At 57.8% G+C, this 25,700-nt stretch carries 24 protein-coding genes; 9 read left to right on the forward strand and 15 right to left on the reverse strand.

Annotation, left to right across the window (positions count from 1 at the left end; translation table 11 throughout):
• Positions 1-43 precede the first annotated feature (43 nt).
• From CJU81_RS02155 to CJU81_RS02165, 3 genes are all read right to left on the reverse strand, one after another.
• Positions 44-448, reverse strand: a complete 405-nt coding sequence (locus tag CJU81_RS02155; RefSeq protein ID WP_095035318.1) for a flagellar basal body-associated protein FliL — start codon at positions 446-448, stop codon at positions 44-46.
• 90 nt (positions 449-538) lie between these two features.
• Complete coding sequence (locus tag CJU81_RS02160; protein WP_095035319.1) at positions 539-898, reverse strand: hypothetical protein; 360 nt, start codon at positions 896-898, stop codon at positions 539-541.
• Between the two features lie 125 nt (positions 899-1,023).
• Positions 1,024-1,677 (reverse strand): gamma-glutamylcyclotransferase, encoded by a 654-nt coding sequence (locus CJU81_RS02165; protein ID WP_095035320.1) that lies wholly within the window; start codon positions 1,675-1,677, stop codon positions 1,024-1,026.
• Between the two features lie 215 nt (positions 1,678-1,892).
• Here CJU81_RS02165 and CJU81_RS02170 point away from each other — a divergent pair, with 215 nt between their 5' ends.
• Positions 1,893-2,372 carry a sn-glycerol-3-phosphate transporter gene (locus CJU81_RS02170; protein WP_176464779.1) on the forward strand — a complete coding sequence of 160 codons (480 nt, stop codon included), beginning with the start codon at positions 1,893-1,895 and terminating at the stop codon, positions 2,370-2,372.
• Positions 2,373-2,481: 109 nt separating this feature from the next.
• On the opposite strand, the gene CJU81_RS02175 is transcribed toward CJU81_RS02170, so the two are convergent.
• From CJU81_RS02175 to CJU81_RS02200, 6 genes are all read right to left on the reverse strand, one after another.
• Positions 2,482-3,450 (reverse strand): CDP-6-deoxy-delta-3,4-glucoseen reductase, encoded by a 969-nt coding sequence (locus CJU81_RS02175; protein WP_095035321.1) that lies wholly within the window; start codon positions 3,448-3,450, stop codon positions 2,482-2,484.
• On the reverse strand, positions 3,450-4,916 hold the full coding sequence (ubiD, locus tag CJU81_RS02180) for a 4-hydroxy-3-polyprenylbenzoate decarboxylase (protein WP_029611671.1): 1,467 nt from the start codon (positions 4,914-4,916) through the stop codon (positions 3,450-3,452). The genes CJU81_RS02175 and ubiD overlap by 1 nt, the downstream gene beginning before the upstream one ends.
• 69 nt (positions 4,917-4,985) lie before the next feature.
• The gene (locus CJU81_RS02185) at positions 4,986-6,989 is read right to left on the reverse strand and encodes an acyltransferase family protein (protein WP_095035322.1); all 2,004 of its coding nucleotides are present in this window, start codon (positions 6,987-6,989) and stop codon (positions 4,986-4,988) included.
• Positions 6,990-7,112: 123 nt separating this feature from the next.
• Positions 7,113-8,372: a transcription termination factor Rho gene (rho, locus tag CJU81_RS02190; RefSeq protein ID WP_016783019.1), complete on the reverse strand. Its 1,260-nt coding sequence runs from the start codon at positions 8,370-8,372 to the stop codon at positions 7,113-7,115.
• A 233-nt stretch (positions 8,373-8,605) separates the two neighbouring features.
• Positions 8,606-8,935 (reverse strand): thioredoxin TrxA, encoded by a 330-nt coding sequence (trxA, locus tag CJU81_RS02195; RefSeq protein WP_016783018.1) that lies wholly within the window; start codon positions 8,933-8,935, stop codon positions 8,606-8,608.
• A gap of 120 nt (positions 8,936-9,055) precedes the next feature.
• On the reverse strand, positions 9,056-9,763 hold the full coding sequence (locus CJU81_RS02200; protein ID WP_095035323.1) for a FadR/GntR family transcriptional regulator: 708 nt from the start codon (positions 9,761-9,763) through the stop codon (positions 9,056-9,058).
• Between the two features lie 258 nt (positions 9,764-10,021).
• Here CJU81_RS02200 and CJU81_RS02205 point away from each other — a divergent pair, with 258 nt between their 5' ends.
• From CJU81_RS02205 to ppx, 5 genes are all read left to right on the forward strand, one after another.
• Positions 10,022-10,807, forward strand: a complete 786-nt coding sequence (locus CJU81_RS02205) for a transporter substrate-binding domain-containing protein (protein WP_095027876.1) — start codon at positions 10,022-10,024, stop codon at positions 10,805-10,807.
• A gap of 21 nt (positions 10,808-10,828) precedes the next feature.
• Entirely contained in the window at positions 10,829-11,494 is a 666-nt protein-coding gene (locus tag CJU81_RS02210; RefSeq protein ID WP_095035324.1) for an amino acid ABC transporter permease, read from the forward strand.
• On the forward strand, positions 11,491-12,141 hold the full coding sequence (locus CJU81_RS02215; RefSeq protein ID WP_176464603.1) for an amino acid ABC transporter permease: 651 nt from the start codon (positions 11,491-11,493) through the stop codon (positions 12,139-12,141). The genes CJU81_RS02210 and CJU81_RS02215 overlap by 4 nt, the downstream gene beginning before the upstream one ends.
• Positions 12,128-12,865, forward strand: coding sequence for an amino acid ABC transporter ATP-binding protein (locus CJU81_RS02220; RefSeq protein WP_095035325.1), 738 nt, complete (start codon positions 12,128-12,130; stop codon positions 12,863-12,865). The genes CJU81_RS02215 and CJU81_RS02220 overlap by 14 nt, the downstream gene beginning before the upstream one ends.
• A gap of 267 nt (positions 12,866-13,132) precedes the next feature.
• The gene (ppx, locus tag CJU81_RS02225; protein ID WP_095035326.1) at positions 13,133-14,635 is read left to right on the forward strand and encodes an exopolyphosphatase; all 1,503 of its coding nucleotides are present in this window, start codon (positions 13,133-13,135) and stop codon (positions 14,633-14,635) included.
• Between the two features lie 57 nt (positions 14,636-14,692).
• Here the strand turns inward: ppx and ppk1 are convergent, their stop codons facing one another.
• Positions 14,693-16,930: a polyphosphate kinase 1 gene (gene ppk1 / locus CJU81_RS02230; protein ID WP_095027871.1), complete on the reverse strand. Its 2,238-nt coding sequence runs from the start codon at positions 16,928-16,930 to the stop codon at positions 14,693-14,695.
• A 362-nt stretch (positions 16,931-17,292) separates the two neighbouring features.
• Between ppk1 and CJU81_RS02235 the strand changes: the two genes are divergently transcribed.
• Positions 17,293-17,913, forward strand: coding sequence for a DedA family protein (locus tag CJU81_RS02235; RefSeq protein ID WP_095035327.1), 621 nt, complete (start codon positions 17,293-17,295; stop codon positions 17,911-17,913).
• On the opposite strand, the gene CJU81_RS02240 is transcribed toward CJU81_RS02235, so the two are convergent.
• Positions 17,891-19,129 (reverse strand): sterol desaturase family protein, encoded by a 1,239-nt coding sequence (locus tag CJU81_RS02240; RefSeq protein ID WP_095035328.1) that lies wholly within the window; start codon positions 19,127-19,129, stop codon positions 17,891-17,893. The two genes, CJU81_RS02235 and CJU81_RS02240, sit on opposite strands and share 23 nt — an antisense overlap.
• Before the next feature lie 108 nt (positions 19,130-19,237).
• Between CJU81_RS02240 and elbB the strand changes: the two genes are divergently transcribed.
• Positions 19,238-19,903 (forward strand): isoprenoid biosynthesis glyoxalase ElbB, encoded by a 666-nt coding sequence (elbB, locus tag CJU81_RS02245; RefSeq protein WP_095035329.1) that lies wholly within the window; start codon positions 19,238-19,240, stop codon positions 19,901-19,903.
• Here elbB and CJU81_RS02250 read toward each other — a convergent pair whose 3' ends face one another.
• Complete coding sequence (locus tag CJU81_RS02250; RefSeq protein WP_095027867.1) at positions 19,904-20,356, reverse strand: YaiI/YqxD family protein; 453 nt, start codon at positions 20,354-20,356, stop codon at positions 19,904-19,906. It abuts the gene before it with no gap.
• Between the two features lie 65 nt (positions 20,357-20,421).
• Positions 20,422-21,561 (reverse strand): PheS-related mystery ligase SrmL, encoded by a 1,140-nt coding sequence (gene srmL, locus CJU81_RS02255; RefSeq protein WP_095035330.1) that lies wholly within the window; start codon positions 21,559-21,561, stop codon positions 20,422-20,424.
• A gap of 495 nt (positions 21,562-22,056) precedes the next feature.
• Between srmL and CJU81_RS02260 the strand changes: the two genes are divergently transcribed.
• Positions 22,057-22,983, forward strand: a complete 927-nt coding sequence (locus CJU81_RS02260) for a hypothetical protein (RefSeq protein WP_095035331.1) — start codon at positions 22,057-22,059, stop codon at positions 22,981-22,983.
• A 99-nt stretch (positions 22,984-23,082) separates the two neighbouring features.
• On the opposite strand, the gene CJU81_RS02265 is transcribed toward CJU81_RS02260, so the two are convergent.
• Positions 23,083-24,978, reverse strand: coding sequence for a cytochrome c/FTR1 family iron permease (locus CJU81_RS02265; RefSeq protein WP_095035332.1), 1,896 nt, complete (start codon positions 24,976-24,978; stop codon positions 23,083-23,085).
• 66 nt (positions 24,979-25,044) lie between these two features.
• Positions 25,045-25,677 (reverse strand): LysE family transporter, encoded by a 633-nt coding sequence (locus CJU81_RS02270; RefSeq protein ID WP_095027863.1) that lies wholly within the window; start codon positions 25,675-25,677, stop codon positions 25,045-25,047.
• Positions 25,678-25,700: the final 23 nt, after the last annotated feature.

Here is a 25,700-nt window from a genome sequence, read left to right on the forward strand (position 1 = left end):
GCCCTCTCCCGGAGGGAGAGGGTTGGGGTAAGGGGCTTTGCCTTTACTGAACAATCAAGTTGTTGAACAGCAGATCGTCCACCATCGGCTTGCCGGTTTCGGCTGTCATGACCTGCTGGATTTGTTTCAAGGCTTCCTGGCGCAGTTTTTCCTTGGCCTCGACGCTGCCCAGCGTCTCGCTGGTCTGCTGGGTAAACAGCCCCACCAGTTGATTGCGGATCAAGGCGTCATTGGTTTTAACCGCCTTGGCCGCATCGGCCCCCGTCACGCGCAAGGAAATATCAGCCTTGTACACTTTGAGCCTGGCGCTGCCGTCCAGGCCGTAGTTACCTACAAATGGCGGGCTCAGGCTGATATAGCTGACCTTGTCGCCGCCTTCCTGCGCCTCCTCCCCGACCGCCGCCAACGGTAGGGACAGGGCCAGCATCAACATGATCCACGCTTTCACAGTTCGCTCCTTTATTTCAGTTTGGCGGGCAAGCATACCCGGGCCTTCCACCTTTATCGGCCAATCCCGGCAAAGCCGTAGCCTGCTGGCTCAACTGCCCCTCGGCTTCAATAGCGTCTGGACACTCTCGGGCAACATCTCGACAAAGTTGCGGCTGGGCTTGCGTCGGCAGGCTCCAACCACCTTCACGGTGTCCCGCGCCAGTTCGTACAAGGCTGTTGCTAACAAATCGAGAGGATACTGCCCCGCTTCAAAGCCCTCGATCAATCGATAGCGGGTTTGCACGAACAACCTCAGCTCAACCAGAGGCAAGTCGACGCCACGACCTGTGTGCCAGGTGATTTCCCGGTTCAATTTCAGACAAGTTGCACTGCTGATGTCGAGCGCTGGCTCCTGCGCCTGCGCAACAGACGCCATCAGCATGACGACTAGACCGCTCCGATGATTCATCGCCTTCCCCCCCGCGCCGACAAGGGCGCAAAAGGGGAAATACTATTGATGTGTTGCCCGATATCTCAGTTCACAGGCTCCGGCCCTGTCGTGGGATGGCTCCGATTCAACGGCCAGTTCGATCTCTAGCTCAGCGAGTTGAACGAGCCACAGCGCTTGAGCCGCGCCTCCAGATTGCGATCCGGCATGGCGTGGCTGCGCAGGGCGCTTACGGTCTGCTCAACATAATCGCGAGTGGTGCCGTAACGCCCGCTGGCGTTGGCCAGTACCTGGCTCAATACGCCATCCGGCAGGTTGCCCGCATAGCTGGGCAAATGCCGCTCCAGCACAAACCCCAAAGCTTGTACCTGGGTACCATCTTCCAGTCGACAGGTGAGCCAGTGCGGCCGATACGAGGGCACCGGCATTTCCCGCAGCCACAGCGCGTGAAGGGAAGCATCTAGATTCTCTTCCGGTAAGCGGTAAGCAAAGCCGCTGCACGAGCCACCCCGGTCCAGGCCAAATACCAGCCCCGGCCATTGCGGCGTGCCACGATGCTCGTGGGACCACAGATACAGTCCGCGATGGTAGCCATGCACCCGACCGCGCACACGCTCGACCGCCGTGCACTCGGGGCGCCAGATCAATGAGCCATAAGCAAATAGCCACACCGGCCCGCCTTGATGGCGCGCCATGGTGCTGTGCATGGAGTAGAGCAATTGCTCCGGGGTCAACGGTGCTCCGAGATCGAGTCGCGGCGGATAATCCAGATTCAGGCAGGCAGGTTCACGAGTTGTCATCGCAGGTGGCATTGGGCCCTACAGGCATTACATGCAGTAAACAAAAATAACGATATTAATCTTATAGCACCCAATACCCTATAGCCCGTGAGGTAAGACGTATGGCTCGGTGATTTGATGATTGCAACTACACTTAATTGCGCCCTGTTCAGGGAATGTTCAAGCCATCCCTTTATAGTTGCCGGCCGCAGGCGCACACCCAACGAGGTTGTTAGATGAGAAACATTGGGATTTGCTTCCTGCTGATAATGGCGTATGCCAGTTCAGCATCGGCACAAGATGGCACGCAGCAAAAAGACGACGGCTTCTGGTATTTGCAAACCAGCGTCTATACACGGCACTTTTCGCCAGACCCTGAGCACAACAATAATCAGGATCTGATCGGCATTGAGCGCCATGACGCGTCAAACTGGTTATTTGGCGCCGCGACCTTTCGCAACTCATTCCGCCAGCGTTCGTATTACGCCTACGCCGGCAAGCGCTTTGATAGCGATACCTACCCTGTGTATTTGAAGCTCACAGGCGGCCTGCTGGAAGGCTATCACGGCGAATATCAGGACAAGATCCCTCTCAACCGCTTCGGCGTAGCCCCGGTGATCATTCCTTCAGTCGGCGCCTACTACGGTCCGGCAGCCGTCGAACTGGTGTTGCTCGGCTTCAATGCCGCCATGATCACCACTGGCCTGCGGTTTTAAGGGCAGAGATCCTGTAGTCGCTGCCGAGGCACGAAGGCTGCGAGCTTTTAAAGATCAAGAGCTCGCAGCCTTCTCACCTCGGCAGCGACTACGATGTGTTGCGATATGCTCAACCCCGTGGGCAATAGGCGAACACATCGGCGCGCATCTGGTGCGCATCCATACCGGCCGCCACCAGCGCGTCGAGGGTGCCGTAGATCATCGCCGGCGAGCCGCTGGCATATACATGCACACTGGCCAGATCGCTGATGTCTTCGCACACAGCTTCATGCAGCATCCCGCAGCGCCCTTCCCAGCCACACAAATCACTCACTACCTTGTGCAGGAACAGGTTGGGGGTTTTCTCCCATTCAGCCCACTCGTCCAGGGTGTAGAAGTCTTCCGGACGACGCACGCCCCAGTACAGATGCACCGGGTGTTTGAAGCCCTTGGCCCGGCAATGCTCGATCAGGCTGTGCATTTGTGCCATGCCGGTACCCGCAGCGATCAGCACCAGCGGCCCGTCCGGCAGCTCGGACAAGTGCGTGTCACCGAACGGCAGTTCCAGGCGAACCATCCTGTTGCGCTGCAATTGCTCGATCAGGTTGCGGGCGCTGTCTTCACGCACCAGCACGTGCAACTCAAGGTCGCGCCCCGAGTGTGGTGCACTGGCCAGCGAGAATGCCGACTTGTCACCGTTTTCACGCTCCAGCATCACGTATTGACCAGCGTGATAACGCGGCGGCTTGCCCGCAGGCGCACGCAAGCGCACCCGCCACACATCGCCACCCATATCGACACATTCGGTCAACTGACACGCCAGGCTACGCACCGGTAATTCTCCCAACGCAAGCACGCCATCCCACAACACCACACAGTCTTCAAGCGGGGCCGCCAGGCAGGTATAGAACTCGCCATGATCACGTACATCACCCGCCTGCTCTACCTGGCCTTCAACCAGCAAGGCCGCACACACGTGGCAATTCCCATTGCGACAGCTCTGCGGGCATTCATAGCCAAGACGCTGCGCCGCATCCAGAATTCGCTCGCCAGGCAAGGTTTCCAGTACCGCACCTGAAGGCTGCAAGGTTACACGCATCAATCTATTCCTAATTGATTCCAGATGTCATCGACCCGGCGAGTGACCGCCTCATCCTTGACGATAACCCGGCCCCATTCACGGGTGGTTTCACCCGGCCATTTGTTGGTTGCATCCAGGCCCATCTTCGAACCCAGGCCGGAAACCGGTGAGGCAAAGTCGAGATAGTCGATTGGCGTGTTGTCGATCATTACCGTGTCGCGCTTGGGGTCCATGCGCGTGGTAATGGCCCAGATCACGTCGTTCCAGTCGCGGGCATTGATGTCATCGTCGGTGACAATAACGAATTTTGTGTACATGAACTGGCGCAAAAACGACCACACACCCAGCATTACGCGCTTGGCATGCCCCGGGTACTGCTTTTTCATGGTCACGATGGCCATGCGGTACGAGCAGCCTTCGGGCGGCAGGTAGAAGTCGGTGATTTCCGGGAACTGCTTTTGCAGGATCGGTACAAACACCTCGTTTAACGCCACCCCCAAAATCGCCGGCTCATCCGGCGGACGGCCAGTGTAGGTGCTGTGATAGATCGGTTTGACCCGATGGGTGATGCGCTCGACGGTAAACACCGGGAAGCTGTCCACTTCGTTGTAATAACCGGTGTGGTCGCCGTACGGGCCTTCGGGGGCCATCTCGCCGGGGTGGATCACACCTTCGAGGATGATTTCTGCCGTGGCAGGCACTTGCAGGTCGTTGCCGCGGCACTTCACCAGTTCGGTGCGATTGCCACGCAACAGGCCGGCAAAGGCGTACTCGGACAGGCTGTCGGGCACAGGCGTCACGGCGCCGAGAATGGTCGCCGGGTCTGCGCCCAGGGCCACGGATACCGGGAATGGCTGGCCGGGGTGTTTTTCGCACCAGTCGCGGTAATCCAGCGCACCGCCGCGATGGCTCAACCAGCGCATGATGACCTTGTTGCGGCCAATCACCTGCTGACGATAAATACCGAGGTTCTGACGGTCCTTGTTAGGACCTTTGGTCACGGTCAGACCCCAGGTGATCAGGGGCGCCACATCGCCCGGCCAGCAATGCTGTACCGGTAACATAGCGAGGTCGACGTCATCACCCTCAATGACCACTTCCTGGCACACCGCGTCTTTGACGACTTTCGGCGCCATGGCAATGATCTTGCGGAAGATCGGCAGCTTGGACCACGCGTCTTTCAGACCTTTAGGCGGCTCGGGCTCCTTGAGGAACGCCAGCAGCTTGCCGATTTCACGCAACTCACTGACAGACTCGGCGCCCATGCCCATTGCCACGCGCTCTGGCGTGCCGAACAAGTTGCCGAGCACCGGGATCGTGTGGCCAGTCGGGTTTTCGAACAGCAAAGCCGGGCCTTTGGCACGCAGCGTGCGGTCGCAGATTTCGGTCATCTCCAGGACTGGAGAAACGGGAATCTGGATGCGTTTCAATTCTCCGCGCTGCTCTAGCTGCTGCACGAAATCCCGAAGATCCTTGAATTTCATTGACGGTGGCACCCCTAAAATAGGCGTACATCCTACCTGCTATGCCGGCCGCTGGCAGCTTATCGCTGCTCAGCGGGCGGTATTGGCCTCGCCCGGCATGGCCTGACCTTGAGCCACCACGTCCTCAAACAGTGGCGTCAGCACGGGAAGAACCAACTTTGCGCCCATTTGCGACAAGTGATTGTCATCGGTGTACAACGAGTACCCGCCCTGTTCGGCCCGACACAATCCCGAGGCATCACACAGCTGCGGAGTCGGATCCAGCACCCGCACATCTTGATCAGCTGCGGCGATATCGGCAAATAGCCGGTTGATAAAGGCCTTTTGCCTGAGATGATCTTCGACCGGCATCCCGACCCCTGCCGTGGGCTGGTGCAGCATCGCCAGGCGGCTCAGGCGATAGGGTGGATTGAACGGTTGCAACGGTGCCTCTTTCATCAGCCATACGCGGTATCCGGCTTTGCGCAATTGTTCGACACGAGCCCGCAAGCCGTCGGCCAGCCGCTGCTCGGCAACCCCGCGATCATAGTGGCCATTGCTATCGCGCAACGCATGCCCGTGATCGCCCTTGGCATCGCCATACAAGTACAGGCTCCAGCGGGCCACCAGCAGGATGTCGCGCACGGGCTCGGTCGCCAGTGTGCGCTCGACACGACGGTTGTAGTCGGCGCACCGCTTACCGTGCTCCAGCCCCTCAAGTGGCAGGCAACCGGCTGAACTGGCCAACAGCACATTGACGCCATGCTGGCGGGCGCTGTCTTCCAGTGCCGGGATCAGGGCCGTGGCGTGGCTGTCGCCCCACACCAGCAGTTGAGCCGGCGCGGCGGGCGACTGGCCGTAACGGCAGAACGGCGTGTCGGCCGGGCTTTTGTCATCGGTGATGCAGGCCATCAGCTCTGGCGCCCATTCACTGGCCCGAGCGTATTGCAATGCCTGTTCGGACAAGCGCGACGGCAGGCCATCGGTCCAGCGCAGCGCCTGGCCGGCCAGACCCAATACCAGAATGCCCAAGCCCGCCGCGACGAGAATCTGACGACGGCCAGCCAATATTCGACGCTCACGAAACGGTGTTTCGACAAAGCGCCAGGACAGATAACCAAGGATCAGCGTCAGCGCAATCAACCCGCCTGTCAGCACCGGGCCAAACTCATCCGCGCCGGCATAACTGCCGAACACGAAAACCGGCCAGTGCCACAAATACCAGGAATAGGAAATCAGCCCGAGCCCGACCATTAGTCGCGAACTCAACACACGCCCGACCCAGGTGCTCTGATGCTCATTGGCCCAGATCAGGGCCACTACGCCGAGCACGGGTAGCAATGCAGCGGCGCCCGGGAACGGTGTGCTGTTGTCATAGCCAAACACGGCGACAAGAATCAGGCCCATGCCCAACAGGCTGATGCCTTGCGCAGCACCCGGGGTCAGACGCGTCTGGCGAGCCGGAGCAACTGCCAGCATGGCACCGGCCAGTAGTTCCCATGCCCGCATCGGCAACAGGAAAAACGCTTTTTCAGGATGCTGGGCCACAGCCCAGACGCTGAGCCCAAACGACACCAGCAACAGGCTGAACAAAGCCAGTCGCCAGTGTTTGAACCGGCTGCAGAGCAGAGTCAGGAGCAACGGAAAGACAAAATAGAACTGCTCTTCAACTGCCAGCGACCAGGTGTGAAGCAAGGGTTTCAGGTCGCTGGCAGCGTCAAAGTAACCTTCCTGGCGCATAAACAGCAGGTTGGAAACGAACATCACCTGGTAATGCACCGAGCGCCCCAACTCTTCGTAGTCCTTGGGCGCCATCAGGAACCAGCCCACTGCCAGCACCGCAGCCATCATCACGAACAAGGCTGGCAAAATCCGCCGTGCGCGGCGCGCCCAAAACTCGACAAAGCTGAAACGCGAAGCTTCACGCTGACGCCAGATGATTGAAGTAATCAAATAACCGGAAATGACGAAGAACACATCAACGCCAACGAACCCGCCTGAAAAACCCGGCACTCCAAAATGGAACAACACCACGGCAATTACGGCAACAGCTCGCAGGCCATCAATGTCCCTGCGATAAACAAGAGAAGTCATATACGTTCAAAACCCATCGATACATTATTTTTATTGACCGAAGTTAAACACAAACCTTCCTTTTATTTTTGGCAAAAAAAAGGCGCCCTCGCGGGGCGCCTTATTTTTGTACGAGAAACCGTGTTACTTGCGTTTCATCGACAGGAAGAACTCATCGTTGGTCTTGGTCTGTTTCAACTTGTCGACCAGGAACTCGATGGCAGCAACTTCGTCCATCGGGTGCAACAGCTTGCGCAGGATCCACATGCGTTGCAACTCGTCGTCTGCAGTCAGCAACTCTTCACGGCGGGTGCCGGAGCGGTTGATGTTGATCGCAGGGAAGACGCGTTTTTCAGCAATCTTGCGGTCCAGAGGCAGTTCCATGTTGCCGGTGCCTTTGAACTCTTCGTAGATCACTTCATCCATCTTCGAGCCGGTTTCAACCAGCGCGGTAGCGATGATGGTCAGCGAGCCGCCTTCTTCGATGTTACGCGCAGCACCGAAGAAACGCTTTGGCTTCTCAAGGGCGTGAGCATCGACACCACCGGTCAGCACCTTGCCGGAGCTCGGGATAACGGTGTTGTAAGCACGGGCCAGACGTGTGATGGAGTCGAGCAGGATCACCACGTCTTTTTTGTGCTCGACCAGGCGCTTGGCCTTCTCGATCACCATTTCGGCAACCTGCACGTGGCGGGTTGGTGGCTCGTCGAAGGTGGAGGCAACCACTTCGCCGCGCACGGTACGCTGCATTTCGGTTACTTCTTCCGGGCGCTCGTCGATCAGCAGAACGATCAAGTGCACTTCAGGGTTGTTACGCGAAATGTTCGACGCAATGTTCTGCAGCATGATGGTCTTGCCCGCTTTTGGCGGAGCAACGATCAGACCGCGCTGACCTTTACCGATCGGAGCGCAGAGGTCGATTACACGACCGGTCAGATCTTCGGTGGAACCGTTACCGATTTCCATCTTCATGCGCACAGTCGGGAACAGCGGAGTCAAGTTCTCGAAGAGAATCTTGTTTTTCGCGTTCTCGGGACGATCGTAGTTGATCGTATCGACTTTCAGCAGTGCGAAGTAACGCTCGCCTTCTTTTGGCGGGCGGATTTTACCGACGATGGTGTCGCCTGTGCGCAAGTTGAAGCGTCGAATCTGGCTAGGCGAGACGTAGATATCGTCCGGGCCGGCCAGGTAAGAAGCGTCAGCGGAGCGCAGGAAGCCGAAGCCGTCCTGGAGAATCTCCAGCACGCCATCACCGGAGATTTCCTCGCCGCTTTTCGCGTGCTTTTTGAGCAGGGAGAAAATCACGTCCTGCTTGCGCGAACGGGCCATATTTTCTATGCCCATCTGTTCGGCCAATTCGAGCAGTTCGGTAATCGGCTTTTGCTTGAGTTCAGTCAGGTTCATATAGGAATGACGTAATCATTTATGGGGAGGGAAATTAAGCTTTTGGCTTAATGAGGCCGCGCCGCAGAGAAGGCGACAGGATCGCGTACTAATTCGATAAGGAGTGCGTCGGCGACGGCTTGCAGGGGGCAGTGGAGAAACCACTGCGGGGCCGAATGTACCACTTGAGTTTCATAGCGTCTAGTCCTTGAGCCATGAAAAAGCCCCGCATTTAGCGGGGCTTTTATCGACGCTTAGATATTGGCGTCGAGGAATGCAGCCAACTGCGACTTCGACAGCGCACCGACCTTGGTGGCTTCAACGTTGCCGTTCTTGAACAGCATCAGCGTAGGAATACCACGTACGCCGTGCTTGGCCGGGGTTTCCTGGTTTTCATCAATGTTCAGCTTGGCAACAGTCAGCTTGCCTTTGTAAGTCTCTGCGATCTCGTCCAGAACCGGCGCGATCATTTTGCAAGGGCCACACCATTCAGCCCAGTAGTCGACCAGTACAGCGCCTTCAGCCTTGAGAACATCGGCCTCAAAGCTAGCGTCGGTGACGTGTTTAATAAGATCGCTGCTCATGGAAGTCTCCGTGGTTGTAAGCAAAAACGTAGCACATCATAGCTGTCATCATCGCGTTCAGGAAGGTGAGGGACGATTGACTCTCACTATAGTGGTGCATGAGTACAGATATCGCCCGTTTCAGGAGCCGTCGGGGGTAACGAAGACAATTCCGGTTCGTGAGGCCGCCTGGCGAATGTGCTCATTCATGGCCTTTTGTGCCGAGCCGCTGGCGTGGCGGGCCAGGGCCCGGAGGATTTTGCGGTGTTCCTGCCAGGTTTCCATGGCACGTTCCGGGCGGATGAACGGCAGCTTCTGGCTTTCCAGGAAGATATCGCCTCGGGTGATCAGCATATTGGCCATTGCCTGATTGCCACTGGCGCGCAGGATCAACTGATGAAACTCGAAGTCCAGTTGCGCAGCGCGCTCGAAATCCCCGACGCGTAACTCGTTTCGCATTACCTCGACATTGTCCTGCAACACATCCAGTTCGTCGCGGGTCAGGCGCACCGCCGCCAGCCCCGCAGCGAAACCTTCCAGTACGTAACGCAGCTGGAAAATATCCTGCGGGCAGGCTTGGGCGGCAAAGGGCCAGTCGGTTGCCGGGGCCATCAGCGCTGGCTCATCCGCGGCTTGCACATACACACCTTTGCCCGGCTGCACACTGATGACGCCCAGGGCACTGAGCGAAGACAACGCCTCGCGCAGCGATGCCCGGCTGACACCCAGTTGCACGGCCAGTTCGCGCTGCGACGGCAAGGCATCGCCGGGTGCAAAGCCGTTTTCAACGATCAATTTACGAATGGCCAGCAAAGCCACTTCGGGTACAGCCCGTGCGCTTGAATTCATCACAATTCGGCTTGATCGGCTCAGGAAAGCCGTAGTTGTAAAGCTATTGCCAACGCTCGGCAAGTCACGCCCCAAGCCGGTTCAAGCCCTGGTCACAACGCCCGATTGAGGTGCAAAAAACCGAGGCACTGTTCAGACCAGTCAGACCGCGCAAAGCCTTCTGAAATCAGCCTTGGCGGACATAAAAGCCCTGTTGGCATGGCCTGTGCTCTGGCTCAACGGCGCACACCACCGCGCGTCCCTTCCCGGAGAATTGCCATGACCCAGCGTTACAGCGCCTTGATTTGCGCCTTGTTCGCCAGCCTGATGCTGAGCCAGGCCCCGGCTCAGGCCAATGACCTCGATGAGGTGATCGCCCGCGGCACGCTCAAAGTCGCAGTCCCCCAGGATTTTCCGCCCTTCGGCTCGGTCGGCCCGGACATGCAACCTCGCGGACTGGATATCGACACCGCCAAATTGCTGGCCGATCAGCTCAAGGTCAAACTTGAACTGACGCCCGTGAACAGCACCAACCGTGTTCCCTATCTAACCACCGGCAAAGTCGATGTGGTGATTTCCAGCTTGGGCAAAAATCCGGACCGTGAAAAAGTCATCGATTTTTCCCACGCTTACGCGCCGTTCTACCTGGGCGTATTTGGCCCGCCGGACGCCCAGATCAAAACGCTGGACGACCTCAAGGGTAAAACCATCAGCGTCACCCGCGGCGCCATCGAAGACATCGAACTGACCAACGTGGCGCCAGCCGGCGTGACCATCAAACGTTTCGAAGACAACAACTCGACCATCGCAGCATATCTGGCAGGCCAGGTGGACCTGATCGCCAGCGGCAACGTGGTGATGGTCACTATCAGCGAGCGCAACCCCAAGCGCATCCCGGCAATGAAACTCAAGCTCAAGGATTCGCCGGTCTACGTGGGCGTCAACAAGGGCCAGCCCGAGTTGCTGGATAAGGTGAACCAGATTCTGGCCACGGCCAAGGCTGACGGCAGTCTGGAAAAAAACGCACTGCAGTGGCTTAAAGAGCCGCTGCCCGCTGACCTCTGACACTTTGCGACGGGGTCAATCATGGCTTATCAGTTCGACTTTTTACCGGTGCTGCAAAACAGCGACCTGTTATTACGCGGCGCCTTGTTTACCCTTGAACTGACAGCCATAGGCACAGTACTCGGGGTCAGCCTGGGGATTGTCGGCGCCGTGGTCCGGGCGTGGAATATTCGACCTTTCGCTGCGCTGTTCGGGCTGTATGTCGAACTGATCCGCAACACGCCGTTTCTGGTGCAGCTGTTTTTTATCTTTTTCGGCTTACCGGGCCTGGGTGTGCATATCAGCGAGTGGCAGGCCGCGGTGCTGGCGATGGTGATCAACCTGGGCGCCTATTCCACGGAAATTATTCGCGCAGGCATTCAGGCGATCCCCAAAGGCCAGCTGGAAGCCGCATCTGCACTGGCCATGAGTCGATTCGAGGCGTTTCGCTATGTCGTCCTGCAACCAGCGCTGGCCAAAGTTTGGCCAGCGTTAAGCAGCCAGATCATCATTGTGATGCTCGGCTCGGCGGTCTGCTCGCAAATAGCCACTGAGGAGCTGAGCTTTTTTGCCAACTTCATTCAATCGCGCAACTTTCGCAGCTTCGAAACCTACGTCCTGACCACCCTGATTTACCTGTGCATGGCCTTGTTGATCCGTCAGTTACTCAACTGGTTCGGCCGCCACTATCTGAGCAGGAGTCGCTGATGGATTTCACGTTCTGGGACATCGTGCGCAACTTGTTGGCGGGTTTACAGTGGACAGTCGCCCTGTCGCTTGTGGCGTTTATCGGCGGGGGCCTGATCGGCTTACTGGTGTTGCTGATGCGCATCTCCAAAAGCCGCTTCGCCCGCACTCTGGCGCGCGGGTATATAGAGCTGTTCCAGGGCACGCCTTTGCTGATGCAGCTGTTTTTGATCTTTTTTGGCATTGCCCTGCTGGGCATCGATATTTCACCGTGGATGGCCGCGGCCCTGGCCCTGACTTTGTTCACCAGTGCCTACCTGGCCGAGATCTGGCGCGGCTGCGTCGAGTCGATTGCCCACGGCCAATGGGAGGCCTCGGCCAGCCTGGCACTCAGCCCGCTGGAGCAATTGCGCTACGTGATCCTGCCGCAAGCCTTACGGGTCGCCATTGCGCCAACCGTAGGCTTTTCGGTGCAGGTCATCAAAGGTACTGCCGTGACCTCCATCATCGGTTTCACCGAACTGACCAAGACCGGCAGCATGCTGGCCAATGCCACCTTCGAGCCTTTCATGGTCTATGGCCTGGTGGCTCTGGGTTACTTCCTCTTGTGCTACCCCCTGTCGCTCAGTGCGCGCTATCTGGAAAGGAGACTGCATGCCTCTGCTTAGAGTTACCGCCCTGCATAAATACTACGGCGACCACCACGTGCTCAAAGGCATCGACCTGACGGTTGAACAGGGCCAGGTGGTCGCGATCATTGGCCGCAGCGGCTCGGGCAAGAGCACTTTGCTCAGAACCCTGAACGGGCTGGAATCCATCAACGACGGGGTGATTGAGGTCGATGACGAATACCTGGACGCCGCCCGGGCCGACTTGCGCAGTCTGCGCCAGAAGGTCGGCATGGTGTTTCAGCAGTTCAATCTGTTCCCGCACTTGAGCGTGGGCGAAAACGTCATGCTGGCCCCGCAAGTGGTGCAAAAAGTACCCAAAGCCAAGGCCGCCGAGCTGGCGCGCCAAATGCTGGAACGGGTGGGTCTGGGCGACAAGTTCGACGCCTTCCCCGAGCGCCTGTCGGGCGGGCAGCAGCAGCGTGTGGCGATTGCCCGGGCGCTGGCCATGTCACCCAAGGTGCTGTTGTGTGACGAAATCACCTCGGCCCTCGACCCGGAGCTGGTCAATGAAGTACTCAGCGTGGTGCGCCAGCTGGCCCGTGAAGGCATGACGCTGATCATGGTCACCCACGAGATGCGTTTTGCCCGTGAGGTTGGCGACAAACTGGTGTTCATGCACCAGGGCAAGGTGCATGAGGTGGGCGATCCAAAAGAGCTGTTCGCCAATCCGAAAACCCCGGAACTGGCGAATTTTATCGGGACGGTGGAGGTGAACGGTTAACGCATCTCTGCGTTGGCAGCGGGCTTGCTCGTGATAACGGTCACGCGGCGAGTCAGATGCACCGTGTGGATACCATCGCGAGCAAGCCCGCTCCCACAGAAAAACCTGCCTGACACGACACTTAAATCGCACACAAAAAAACGAATTGTCCCGGAACAACTAACGTCATTGCTTTGATGCTCCATATCAATGCATCTGACATCGCGCGTTGGCGCGAGCCTTTGATCGTGGCACGATGTTCAGGTTATCGACCGAGACCCCTCAACCATGCCCCAATCCCAAGCAAGGAATCCGTCCCTGATCGCCGCCATTGATCTGGGTTCTAACAGCTTTCACATGGTGGTGGCCAAGGCCCAGAACGGCGAAATCCGCATACTTGAGCGTCTTGGCGACAAGGTGCAGTTAGCCGCCGGGATCGACGAAGAACGCAAACTCAGCGAAGAATCCATGCAGCGCGGGCTCGATTGCCTGAAGCGTTTCGCCCAGCTGATCAACGGTATGCCGTTGGGTGCCGTACGCATTGTTGGGACCAACGCACTGCGCGAGGCGCGCAACCGCAACGAGTTTATCGTGCGTGCCGAAGAGATCCTGGGTCACACCGTTGAAGTCATTTCCGGTCGTGAGGAAGCGCGCCTGATCTACCTGGGTGTGTCCCACACCCTCGCCGACACGCCGGGCAAACGCCTGGTCGCCGACATCGGCGGCGGCAGTACCGAATTCATCATTGGCCAGCGCTTCGAGCCGCTGCTGCGCGAAAGCCTGCAGATGGGCTGCGTCAGTTTCACCCAGCGTTACTTTCGCGACGGCAAGATCACCCCGGCGCGCTACGCCCAGGCCTATACGGCTGCGCGTCTCGAAATCATGAGCATCGAACACGCCCTGCACCGTTTGACCTGGGATGAGGCCATTGGCTCCTCGGGCACCATTCGGGCCATTGGCCTGGCCCTCAAGGCCGGCGGGCATGGCAACGGCGAAGTGAATGCCGAAGGCCTGTCCTGGCTCAAGCGCAAACTGTTCAAGCTGGGCGAAGTGGACAAGATCGACTTTGAAGGCATCAAGCCTGACCGTCGCACCATCTTCCCGGCTGGCCTGGCGATTCTTGAAGCGATTTTCGACGCACTTGAACTGCAGCGCATGGACCACTGTGACGGCGCTCTGCGCGAAGGCGTGCTTTACGACCTGCTGGGCCGTCATCACCACGAAGACGTGCGTGAGCGCACCCTCAGCTCGCTGATGGACCGTTATCACGTTGATCGCGAACAAGCGGCACGGGTTGAACGCAAGGCGCTGCGCGCTTTCGATCAAGTGGCCAAGTCGTGGGGCCTCAAGGACGGTATATGGCGTGAACTGCTTGGCTGGGCGGCCAAGGTGCATGAAGTCGGGCTGGACATTGCCCACTATCACTACCACAAGCACGGCGCCTACTTGATAGAGCACTCCGACCTTGCCGGTTTCTCACGTGAAGACCAGCAAATGCTCGCACTGCTGGTGCGCGGTCATCGTCGCAATATTCCCAAAGACAAGTTCGCCGAATTTGGCGAAGACGGCATCAAGCTGATCCGCCTGTGCGTGCTGTTGCGCTTTGCGATCCTGTTCTACCACATCCGTGGCAACCAGGAAGCCTCGCAGGTCAAGCTGCGCGCCGAGGGCGATCACCTTGACGTGATCTTCCCCGACGGCTGGCTGGAACAGAACCCGCTGACCCAGGCTGACTTCGAACAAGAAGCGCAATGGCTGACGCGGGTCGGGATTGTGCTGACGGTTTCCTGACCGGGCACAACTCAGACCAACTGTGGGAGCAGGCTCGCTCCCACAGTCGTTACAGCGCTATACCGATGGCCCGGTGCTGACGGCCAGTACCGGCAGGCTCAGACGCTCAAGCAGCGTGGCTTGCGCACTGCGCGGGTTCTGGTTGCCGGTTGGCGTGTTACGAATGTAACGACCGTCCGACTGCAGGCTCCAGCTGTGGGTGTTGTCCGTCAAATAGCACTCAAGCTCCTTCTTAACCCGCAAAATCAGCTTTTTGCCCTCGACCGGGAAGCATGTTTCAACACGCTTATCGAGGTTGCGCTCCATCCAGTCAGCACTGGACAGGAACATCTGCTCTTCGCCGCCATTGAGGAAGTAGAACACCCGCGTGTGCTCCAGGAAGCGGCCGATGATCGAACGCACATGAATATTGTGCGAGACGCCCGCAATCCCCGGACGCAGACAGCACATTCCGCGCACCACCAGATCAATGCGCACCCCGGACTGGCTGGCTTTGTAAAGCGCACGGATGATTTTCGGATCGGTCAGCGAGTTGAACTTGGCGATGATATGCGCCGGCTTGCCTTCAACGGCGAACTGGGTCTCGCGGGCAATCATGTCGAGCATGCCCTTTTTCAAGGTGAACGGCGCATGCAGCAGTTTTTTCATGCGCAGCGTCTTGCCCATGCCGATCAACTGGCTGAACAACTTGCCCACGTCTTCACACAGTGCATCGTCGGAGGTCAGCAAGCTGTAGTCGGTGTAGAGCTTGGCGTTGCCGGCATGGTAGTTACCGGTACCCAAGTGGGCGTAACGCACGATCTCCCCCGCCTCACGGCGCAGAATCAGCATCATCTTGGCGTGGGTCTTGAAGCCGACCACACCATAGATCACCACCGCACCGGCAGCCTGCAGGCGGCTGGCCAGTTGCAGGTTGGACTCTTCGTCAAAACGCGCACGCAGCTCGATCACCGCGGTCACTTCCTTACCGTTACGCGCGGCATCAACCAGCGCATCAACGATCTCGGAGTTGGCACCGCTGCGATACAGGGTCTGGCGCACAGCCAGTACATGCGGATCCTTGGCAGCCTGGCGCAGCAAGTCGACGACTGGGGTAAACGACTCGAACGGGTGCAGCAGCAGGATGTCCTGTTTGCTGACAACGCTGAAAATATTCTCGCTGTTCTGCAACAGCTTGGGGATCGCCGGAGTAAACGGCGTGTATTGCAGCTCCGGGTGACTGTCCAGGCTGGTGATGCTGAACAGGCGCGTCAGGTTGACCGGGCCATTGACCTGGTACAGCTCGGTTTCGTGCAGGCTGAACTGCTTGAGCAGGTAGTCGGACAGGTGCTTGGGGCACGTATCGGCAACTTCCAGGCGCACGGCGTCACCGTAACGACGTGAGAACAACTCGCCACGCAGCGCGCGGGCCAGGTCTTCAACATCTTCGGTATCGACCGCCAGATCGGCGTTACGGGTCAGGCGGAACTGGTAGCAGCCCTTCACCTTCATGCCTTGAAACAGGTCATCGGCATGCGCGTGGATCATCGACGACAGGAACACATAGTTGTCTCCTGCCCCGCCCACGTCTTCAGGCAGTTTGATCACGCGTGGCAACAGGCGCGGTGCCGGGATGATCGCCAGGCCCGAATCACGACCAAAGGCATCGATGCCTTCCAGCTCGACGATAAAGTTCAGGCTCTTGTTCACCAGCAACGGAAACGGGTGCGTCGGGTCCAGGCCAATCGGGGTGATGATCGGCGCGATTTCGTCGCGGAAGAACTTGCGCACCCACGCCTTGATCTTGGTGTTCCAGTGCCGGCGACGGATAAAGCGCACCTGATGCTTTTCCAGCTCGGGCAGCAGAATGTCGTTGAGGATCGCGTACTGGCGATCTACATGGCCGTGGACCAGTTCGCTGATACGGGCCAGCGCCTGATGCGGCTGCAAGCCATCGGCACCCGCTTGCTCACGGGCGAAGGTGATTTGCTTCTTCAGGCCCGCGACACGAATTTCGAAAAACTCATCCAGGTTGCTGGAAAAAATCAGCAGAAACTTCAACCGCTCAAGCAGCGGATAGGACTCATCCAGCGCTTGTTCCAATACGCGAATGTTGAACTGCAATTGCGACAACTCACGATGGATATACAGGCTGCTGTCATCAAGGCCAGGAACGGCAATCGCCGGATGCACCGCCGCGTGCGACTCGGCCGCAGCAGGCGCATGGGCTTGCGGTTCAGGCGGGGTTTCAGGGACTGGCTCAACAATCGGCTGAGCTTCAGTGGCAACGATTTCAGCAAGTCCTTCGGTATTCATTGAATGTTCCTGTAAGAGCGGGTTTGACTCTCGTAACAGTTAAGCGACACCAGCAGTCAAGTTGCCAGAATGCCATCAACGCCAGCGGGTTTAAACCGCTCCAAGGCGCTTTATGCGGGCCTGAGCTTGGTTAGAGGGCGATTTGACGAATTTGTTTCCAAGGCCTCTGACACGGCTTTGAAGCAATAATCACCTGCGCGCATGGTTATAGCGCCTCGCCATGAACACTAGATGACAACGCTAATGATGTAGGTCAAATACACATGATTTGTAGGATTTGTTAACGCAAAGTCACATTTCGATACTTTCCCGAACGTCCCTTAAGGCGTAGGCTGCGCGTTCATTTCGCCAGCATCCAGACAATGCTCCAACAATTTCTTCAAGAATTCGGCTACTTCGCCCTGTTTCTAGGGACGTTCTTTGAAGGTGAGACCATTCTGGTTCTCGCAGGCTTCTTGGCGTTCCGCGGATACATGGACCTCAAACTGGTCATGATCGTGGCGTTCCTCGGCAGTTATGCCGGAGATCAGCTGTGGTACTTCCTGGGGCGCAAGCACGGCCGCAAACTGTTGGCGCGCAAACCGCGCTGGCAACTTATGGGCGACAAGGCACTGGAGCACATTCGCAGGCACCCGGATATCTGGGTCCTGAGTTTTCGCTTCGTCTACGGCCTGCGTACCGTCATGCCTGTGGCAATTGGCCTGTCGGGCTACCCGCCGGGCCGCTATTTGCTGCTCAACGGTATTGGCGCGGCCATCTGGGCCATTGCCCTGGCCACCGCCGCTTACCACTTTGGTGCCGTGCTCGAAGGCTTGCTGGGCAACGTCAAGAAGTATGAGCTGTGGGTGCTCGGCGCCTTGCTGCTGCTCGGCCTGTGCCTGTGGGCCCGCCGCCGCTTCAAGAATGCGCGCCTGGCCAGACAGACCGCCCTTGAAGAGAAGAACAAGAGCAACGCCGAAGTCAGCAACCCGCCAGCCGAGTGATGCGGTTACGGCACACGTAGAGCCCCATCACGCTCAACAGGGTGTAACTGGACAGGCCGACCCAGCCCAATGCGCTGGCCGGCCACAGCCCCGCCACAGGGGCCAGCCAGACCAGTGGCACATTGAGCGCCAGGCGCAACCACTCAAGCTTCAACGCCCAGGGCCGATTCTCCAGGCCTGCCCCCAGCACAAACAACCCCAACGCCATATACCCCCAGCCCAGCATCAGCGCTTGGGGCGACAGCGTCTCGCCCAGATTCAGCAAATAACTGCCCAGGGCCACATAAACCGCAAATTGCGACGCGATGTACACCTGCTGGCGAAACGGCAAGGGCACTTCGAATTTCTCGAACCGGCTTAAATCCGGCTTGCTCATCGGGTACTTCGCCGCCACATCCGCCGGGCGCCAGCCTGTGGGCATAAACCAGATGCGCAGTTTGTCTTGCCAGCGTGTGGTGCGCCGCGCATCAGCCAGTAACTGGCCATAGAACTGCCAGTTGGCCCACAGCGGGTTCCAGCTTTGCAACGGTGTAGTCACCCCGAACACCACCGGCTCGGCATCGTCCTCTTCCTGAAAGGTGCCGAACAAACGGTCCCAAACAATGAACACTCCGCCGTAATTGCGATCCATGTAGAGAGCATTCTGTGCATGGTGAGCACGATGATTGGAAGGCGTCACAAAGAACCACTCGAACCGGCCCAGCTTGGGCACATGGCGGGTATGAACCCAGAACTGATAGAGCAGGTTGACGGTGGCCACCGTGACAAATACCGACAGCGGCACACCCAGCACCGCCATTGGCAGGTAAAACACCCAGCCGAACACAAACCCGGTGCTGGTTTGGCGCAGGGCGGTGGACAGGTTGTAGTCTTCACTCTGGTGATGCACCGAATGCGCGGCCCACAGCACGTTGCGCTCATGCCCGAGGCGATGGTGCCAGTAGTAGCAAAAGTCATAGAACACAAAAGCAAACAACCAGACCCACAGGCTGTCCTCGGGCAGATGCAGCAGCGCCAGATAGTTAAGCGCCAGCGCATAGGTGACAAGGCCTACGCCCTTGGTCAGCAAACCGGTGGTGGTGGACAGCACGCCGGCGCTCAGGCTGCTGACGGTGGCTGCCAGACGATAAGTGCGCATCCCGCGCCAGCGGTCCGCCAGCAACTCGACAGCAATCAGCACAAAGAAAAACGGCACGGCATACAAAATCAGCTTCATGGCACACCCCGAGCGATATTCCATCAAGCGTAGGCGTACTTACTGCGAAACCCTATGGCATCAAGCGCCAAATCAGGCGACATTAACGCCATGAACAAGGAGACCGACATGACCACAAAAAAAGTTGCCGTCATTCTTTCGGGTTGCGGCGTCTATGACGGCGCCGAGATCCACGAAAGCGTGATCACCCTGCTGCGCCTGGACCAGCGCGGCGCCAAAGTGCAGTGCTTTGCCCCCGACATTGCGCAACTGCATGTCATCAACCACCTGACCGGCGAGCAAATGCCCGAGACCCGCAACGTGCTGGTGGAATCGGCGCGCATTGCCCGGGGCGAGATCAAGGATATTCGTGAGGCCAGGGTCGAGGATTTTGATGCCCTGATCATACCGGGCGGGTTTGGCGCAGCCAAAAACCTCTCCAGCTTTGCCACTCAGGGCGCTGCGTGCACGGTCCAGCCAGAGGTGTTGAGCCTGGCCGAAGCCTTTGCTGAAGCGGGCAAACCCATTGGCCTGATGTGCATATCACCCGCCATCGCCGCCAAGATTTATGGCCCGGGCGTGATCTGCACCATCGGCACCGACGCCGACACTGCCGCGGCCGTCACCAAGATGGGCGGTTCCCACCAAGAGTGCGAAGTATCGGAAATTGTCGAAGACAAGGCGCGCAAGCTGGTGAGCACACCGGCTTACATGCTCGCCAAATCCATCAGCGAGGCAGCATCCGGAATCAACAAAATGGTAGACCGGGTACTGGAGCTTACTCAAAAAAGCTGATCAGCCCCGTGCCAGCCGGGTCAGGATCCGGTCCAGGGCATTGGCGAACGCCTGCTTGTCGCGCTCGCCATAGGCGCCCTGCCCGCCGCTGACCTGGCCTTGTTCGCGCAGATCGGTAAACAGATTGCGCACCGCAAGGCGTTCGCCCATGTTTTGCGAGTCAAACTCCTTGCCCCGCGGGTCGAGCGCGGCGACGCCCTTCTTGACCAGCCGGTCGGCCAGCGGCACATCGCTGCAAATTACCAGCTCGCCGGGCACGGCGTGCTCGACCAGATAGTCATCCGCAGCGTCCGGGCCGCTGGGCACCACAATCAGTTTGACCAGCGCATAGGTTGGCTTGATCTGGCTCTGCCCTGCCACCAGCACCACTTCAAACTGACGCTTGAGAGCGAACTTGATGACCTGATCCTTCGCCGCCTTGGGACATGCATCTGCGTCGATCCAGACACGCATGAGAGTAACTCCTGAAAAATGAGCCAAGGCTATCACCTGCAAGCCAATCAGGACGGAGTACGGGCTCAGCCTTTGAGTTTGTAACCGCCACCTTCAACGCCTTCATGCAACTCAGACTGAATGCGCTCATATAAAGCATTGGCTTGCAGAGTAGTAATGGAGCGCGAGCAGTCGCGCAATACAACCCGCAGCAAAACGTTTTCTTGCCCCGGTAAAAGCCCGAGCCGATCGATCGCCTGTACCGGCAACTCATCTATAGCCCAACGCCCTATGACTTGCATTTCCTCAATCCAGACAGAGCGATCACCCGCCGCAAGCAACATTTTTTCGGTCAGCACCTCTTCACTCAAACCCGGCGTCACAGCAAGGGAGATATCTCGCGTAATTGAGGGCAACCGCGAAACGGTTTTCCAGGGTTGCAAGTCATACATCTGGGCCTGAACACGCTTATCAGGATCGCGTAACAAGCGGATATCGGGTATGCCCTTGCGCAACATGGTCAAACGGTCCAGACCCATACCCAATGCCAGGCCACCATGCCGGGAAGGATCAATCCCCAGCCTTCGCAAAAGTGAAGGTGCAATACACCCGCACTCAAGCACTTCGACGGGCTGCCCCTGGGAGATCAGGTTTACCTCTATTCCTCCCTCGGTGTAATGGTGCGGGCTGGGGCTGTATACCCACTCCATATCGGGTACTGAACACTCAAGGATGTCGCTTACCAACTTCAGCAAATGTGAGCGTGTGGAAAGCTCTGGATCACCGAGAACCCAAATATCCATTTGATGTGGCTCAGCACAGTGCCATCTGTCGCGGCTATCCCGCCTGAAAGTAATCCCCGGGGCCGCCAAAAGGATGACCTCTCCTGCTTGGCGGTCCTGAGCAATGCGCTGCAAAGCCCGCGGGATTTGGCTGGTAGTTTGAGTGCGCAATAGCGAGTGCTCGTCTACCCAGCGCGTATGCTCACTGCCTAATGTAACTTCCGCAGGATCGTAACCAAGCAATCCATAGTTCTCTTGAGCAGAAACAATGCGCGGGCCTCTCAGGATCTTGCCGGCAGGCCAACCCCGTATCACCAGGCCCTCCAGCACCTCCCCCAACAAAAGCCCAATGGCATGCGCTGGATGCTCCAGCTCAGTGAGATCACACAGTTCAAGGGCGTCACTGACCGAGCGTGCGCAAAGATACTGTTTTGATGAAAGCATAACGATTCCTCATGCAGATCGTGGCAAACACCAGCGCGTACTGGCCAGATAGAAGCGATCAGATAAACATCCAACAACTCACAACGGCAAATCAACAAAATACTTATGAAATATCAATTATCAGGCAATACCTACATACATTTCCTACGCTAAGAGCTCTCCCGACTTAACAAGAGCCCACAAATTAAAAAACAATATAACCCCATGATGATTATTGCTTTGAGCTTTTAACAACCCTGCCTAACATGACCACGTCCTGAGTGACTCAGGCGCCTGATAAATAAACTTTCCATGCATCATAAAGAGGAAGAACCATGACACATTCTACTTTTTCAAAAGAAGCATTAAACCGGACCACCTCCGACCCGGACAATTTTGGCTGGGCGCCACTGGCCTGGGCTTATGAACCTGACTGAGCGGGCAATGTAAACATGAGTGCCACGTTTATTAATTACACATAAAACTGGCACTCATTACACCCGAGAGGACAAGCCCATGACTTATAAAACCCTTCCTTTCAACTTTACAGACATGCGAATTATTTCAGACAGCATCGCCTTCCTTCATCAGTGCAAGGCTGACGGTTTCACCACGCAGGCACTCAATCAAATAGAGTCTCTTCCAGAGCAAAGTCTTATTTTTTCATTTTGCAATGAGGCCGCCAGGCGAACCTTTGAAATAGCCAAGCTCACGCCCGCCAAACAGAGCATTTTTTGTGCGGTGCATGTGTTCGAGGCCTCGGTGGAGAGCGCGCGCTACGGTCTCGACTTAATACTTAAAAGTGATTTTCTCTGTGCACTCAAAAAGCAACGAAGTGTATTAGAGAAACTTGATAAGCATCGGCACTTTAATTTGCACGGCGACTGCTCTGAAGCCAGCGTTATGATTTCAGAGCATACGACCCCCTACGCCATGATCGAAGAAGACATTACCAAGAACTTTATTCACTCGGTTGCTGAATTTTTCGAAGTCCATTATGCACATATGAATGCAAGCGCTCCTTGTCCGTTTCAAGTCAACGGATACTTGAGTGTCTCAGGCATTCTTACCGTACTTAGAAAAGCACCATTGATAAAGGACCACGCAATGAAAATCGCCCTTGAGCAATTAACCCAAGCAGTCGCACTCCACACCGCACGCCTCACGGTAAAAAACAACATCATCACCTCATTTGTCGTCAATCATATTGACCATGCCGAGTTACTGAAGTGTGCAGCAGGCCCCCGAGGGTTAGCCCTGACAGAGTTTGCAGTTGGCGTTAACGAGTCCATTGCACCTGTTATCGACTACCGCATTAACTCTCAAATGAATGAAGGCATTAGCGGGGTGCATGTCGCTATAGGCGATGGGTCTTCGGGCTATCACATTGATTTTCTGAGCCCGGGTGTGGACTTCAGCCCCACTGAGGCTGAAGGCACATAAACAGACACAGCGGGTTGGAGCTGTATTATCGGGCTCTGCGTATCGTCGGCAAGCCAGCTCCCAACGGGAGCCTCAGGCTTACCGAAAATACATCAAGGCTTAAGCCTGCACCCGGCGTTTCTCCGCCATTTTGCTACGGCTGTACAACACGATAATTGCCAAAATGGCTACGGCTTGCGCACTCAGCGAGTACGCATCTGCGTGAATACCCAACCAGTCGAAGTCGAAGAACGCTACAGGCCGTGTGCCGAAGATGCCCGCTTCTTGCAGTGCCTTCACGCCATGCCCCGCGAATACCACCGACAACGCGCAGAGCAAGGCCGCGTTGATGCTGAAAAACAGCGCCAATGGCAATTTTGCCGAGCCACGCAGAATGATCCACGCCAGGCCCATCAGCAATACCAGTGCCGTGGCGCCGCCCGCCAATACCGCGTTGTGACCCGCAGGGCCGGCTTGCAGCCACAGGGTTTCGTAGAACAAGATCACTTCGAACAGTTCGCGGTACACCGAAAAGAACGCCAGTATCGCGAAGCCAAAACGACCGCCGCCACTGACCAAACTGCTTTTGATGTAATCCTGCCACGCGGCGGCGTGACGACGGTCGTGCATCCATACGCCCAGCCACAGCACCATGACGCTGGCGAACAAGGCTGTGCAGCCCTCCAGCAGCTCGCGCTGGGCACCGCTGACGTCGATGACATAGGCAGCCAGCGCCCAGGTCGCCAGCCCCGCCACCAGGGCCAGGCCCCAGCCGACGTTGACACTGCGCACCGCCGATTGCTGACCGGTATTGCGCAGGAAAGCCAGGATCGCGGCCAGAACTAGAATCGCTTCCAGGCCTTCACGCAGCAAAATCAACAGCCCGGAGACATAGCTCAAGGTCCAGCTCAGGCCATCGCTGCCCAGCAGCCCGGCAGATTCCTTGAGCAAGACTTTGGCCGCTTCCAGTCGCTGTTCGACCTGCTCGATCGGCAAGCCGTCCTGCAGCGATTGCCGATAGGCCATCAGGGCTTTTTCAGTGTTTTTGCGCACATTGGCGTCAACGTTATCCAGCGAACTTTCAACGAGTTCAAAACCTTCCAGATAAGCCGCCACCGACAGGTCGTAGGCTTGCTCACGGTCACCGGCGCGGTAAGCCGCCAGGCTTTTATCCAGGGTGGCGCTGGTGTAGTCGAGCAACTGCGCCGGGCCGCGTTTGACTAGCGGCGGTTGCGCCCGCTGGGCACGGAACGTGGCGGTCGCCTCGGGGCCTTCAGCCGCCAGCACTTCATTCGGGGTTTGACGGGCGAGGTCCGCCAGGTTGTAGGTTTTGTCTGCCTTGATGGCACTCGGGTCGGCACTCAGCCCGGCGATGTAGGTGGCCAGGTCCCAGCGCTGACGCTCGTCCAGCTGATCAGCGAACGAAGGCATGTCGGTGCCTTCAACCCCCAGGCCAAGGGTGTTGTAGATCGCGTAGAGGCTCAGGCGGTCCAGGCGCTGGCCATCGCGCAAGTTGGCCGGGGGTGGCGTCATGCCCACACTTGCCGGGCCATCACCGGCGCCGGTTTCACCGTGACACACCGAACAATGCTGCGCGTACAACGGCGCACCGCGGGTCGGGTCCGGGGTAATTGCCGGAGCCTGGCTGACCTCATAGGCCACGGCCAGTTTGGCCCCCAATTGCCGGGCTTCACGGGCAACAGCGGTGCCGTCTTCACGCTTTTCGATGGCCGTTTGCAGAGCATTCACGCCCTGCACCAGTTCGTCACGCTCAGGGCGTTGCGGCAAGTCAGCGATCAGTCCTTTGAGTACAGCCAGAAACTCAAGCTGCTCGCGGTACTCGGTCTCGTCGATGACCTTGCCGTTTTCAACCGTGGGCGGGTAGTCCGCACCGATATAGTCAATCAGGTGCAGCGCCTGAGAGGCGCCTTCCGGGGAGTTGGCAGAAGCAGCCAGGCTGCAAAACGCAAGCACGGGCAACAGGAGCCATGCCAAAAAACGCGAGCGGGAGGTCATCGATCAATCCGGATGGAAATGAGAAGTAACATATTGTTCACTTCCCATCATCCCGACTCAAGGCCTTTAGACGGTAGCGCGATGCAACGTCGCCAGAAAACCCGCTGCGCCAACAAACAGACCGGCAAAAGTACGGTTCATGCGGCGCTGCTGCTTGGGGGTGCGCAACAAGCGCAGGACCTTGGACGCCAAACCGGTGTAACCGGCCATGACCACCAGATCGACGCAAATCATCGTCACACCCAACGTCAGGTATTGGGACACCAGTGGCTCTGCCGGGTTGACGAACTGCGGCAGCACGGCGAGCATGAAAACCAGCGCCTTGGGGTTGCTGACGTTGACCAGAAAGCCGCGAAATACCAGCGCCAGCGGCTTGCCGATGGGTCGCACAGCAGCGTCATCGCTCAGGTCAGCTGGCAGGGCCCGCCATTGTTTGACGGCGAGGTACACAAGATAGGCCACGCCGAACCATTTGATCGCGTAGAAGGCCGTGGATGAGGCCGCGAGTATGGCGCCAACCCCGGCGGCGACAATGGCAATTTGCAGCGCCAGGCCCAGTTGCAGGCCCAGGGCGTTCCAGTAACCGCGCCAGAAGCCGTACTGCAGACCGCACGACATCGAGGCAATCGCACCGGCGCCGGGGGACAGGCTGATTACCCAACAGGCAGCAAAAAAGGCCAACCACGTTTCCAACGACATCGCACACCTCGGACAAGATCTGT

Source organism: Pseudomonas fragi (genome assembly GCF_002269505.1).
Taxonomy (GTDB): Bacteria; Pseudomonadota; Gammaproteobacteria; order Pseudomonadales; family Pseudomonadaceae; genus Aquipseudomonas; species Aquipseudomonas fragi_D.

Bases quoted from the DNA above. Each gene is read 5' to 3' on its own strand.
- CJU81_RS02160 (WP_095035319.1), bottom strand. From the start codon at position 898: ATGAATCATCGGAGCGGTCTAGTCGTCATGCTGATGGCGTCTGTTGCG.
- CJU81_RS02165 (WP_095035320.1), bottom strand. From the start codon at position 1,677: ATGACAACTCGTGAACCTGCCTGCCTGAATCTGGATTATCCGCCGCGA.
- CJU81_RS02170 (WP_176464779.1), top strand. From the start codon at position 1,893: ATGAGAAACATTGGGATTTGCTTCCTGCTGATAATGGCGTATGCCAGT.
- CJU81_RS02175 (WP_095035321.1), bottom strand. From the start codon at position 3,450: ATGCGTGTAACCTTGCAGCCTTCAGGTGCGGTACTGGAAACCTTGCCT.
- ubiD (WP_029611671.1), bottom strand. From the start codon at position 4,916: ATGAAATTCAAGGATCTTCGGGATTTCGTGCAGCAGCTAGAGCAGCGC.
- CJU81_RS02185 (WP_095035322.1), bottom strand. From the start codon at position 6,989: ATGACTTCTCTTGTTTATCGCAGGGACATTGATGGCCTGCGAGCTGTT.
- rho (WP_016783019.1), bottom strand. From the start codon at position 8,372: ATGAACCTGACTGAACTCAAGCAAAAGCCGATTACCGAACTGCTCGAA.
- trxA (WP_016783018.1), bottom strand. From the start codon at position 8,935: ATGAGCAGCGATCTTATTAAACACGTCACCGACGCTAGCTTTGAGGCC.
- CJU81_RS02200 (WP_095035323.1), bottom strand. From the start codon at position 9,763: ATGAATTCAAGCGCACGGGCTGTACCCGAAGTGGCTTTGCTGGCCATT.
- CJU81_RS02205 (WP_095027876.1), top strand. From the start codon at position 10,022: ATGACCCAGCGTTACAGCGCCTTGATTTGCGCCTTGTTCGCCAGCCTG.
- CJU81_RS02210 (WP_095035324.1), top strand. From the start codon at position 10,829: ATGGCTTATCAGTTCGACTTTTTACCGGTGCTGCAAAACAGCGACCTG.
- CJU81_RS02220 (WP_095035325.1), top strand. From the start codon at position 12,128: ATGCCTCTGCTTAGAGTTACCGCCCTGCATAAATACTACGGCGACCAC.
- ppx (WP_095035326.1), top strand. From the start codon at position 13,133: ATGCCCCAATCCCAAGCAAGGAATCCGTCCCTGATCGCCGCCATTGAT.
- ppk1 (WP_095027871.1), bottom strand. From the start codon at position 16,930: ATGAATACCGAAGGACTTGCTGAAATCGTTGCCACTGAAGCTCAGCCG.
- CJU81_RS02235 (WP_095035327.1), top strand. From the start codon at position 17,293: ATGCTCCAACAATTTCTTCAAGAATTCGGCTACTTCGCCCTGTTTCTA.
- CJU81_RS02240 (WP_095035328.1), bottom strand. From the start codon at position 19,129: ATGAAGCTGATTTTGTATGCCGTGCCGTTTTTCTTTGTGCTGATTGCT.
- elbB (WP_095035329.1), top strand. From the start codon at position 19,238: ATGACCACAAAAAAAGTTGCCGTCATTCTTTCGGGTTGCGGCGTCTAT.
- CJU81_RS02250 (WP_095027867.1), bottom strand. From the start codon at position 20,356: ATGCGTGTCTGGATCGACGCAGATGCATGTCCCAAGGCGGCGAAGGAT.
- srmL (WP_095035330.1), bottom strand. From the start codon at position 21,561: ATGCTTTCATCAAAACAGTATCTTTGCGCACGCTCGGTCAGTGACGCC.
- CJU81_RS02260 (WP_095035331.1), top strand. From the start codon at position 22,057: ATGACTTATAAAACCCTTCCTTTCAACTTTACAGACATGCGAATTATT.
- CJU81_RS02265 (WP_095035332.1), bottom strand. From the start codon at position 24,978: ATGACCTCCCGCTCGCGTTTTTTGGCATGGCTCCTGTTGCCCGTGCTT.
- CJU81_RS02270 (WP_095027863.1), bottom strand. From the start codon at position 25,677: ATGTCGTTGGAAACGTGGTTGGCCTTTTTTGCTGCCTGTTGGGTAATC.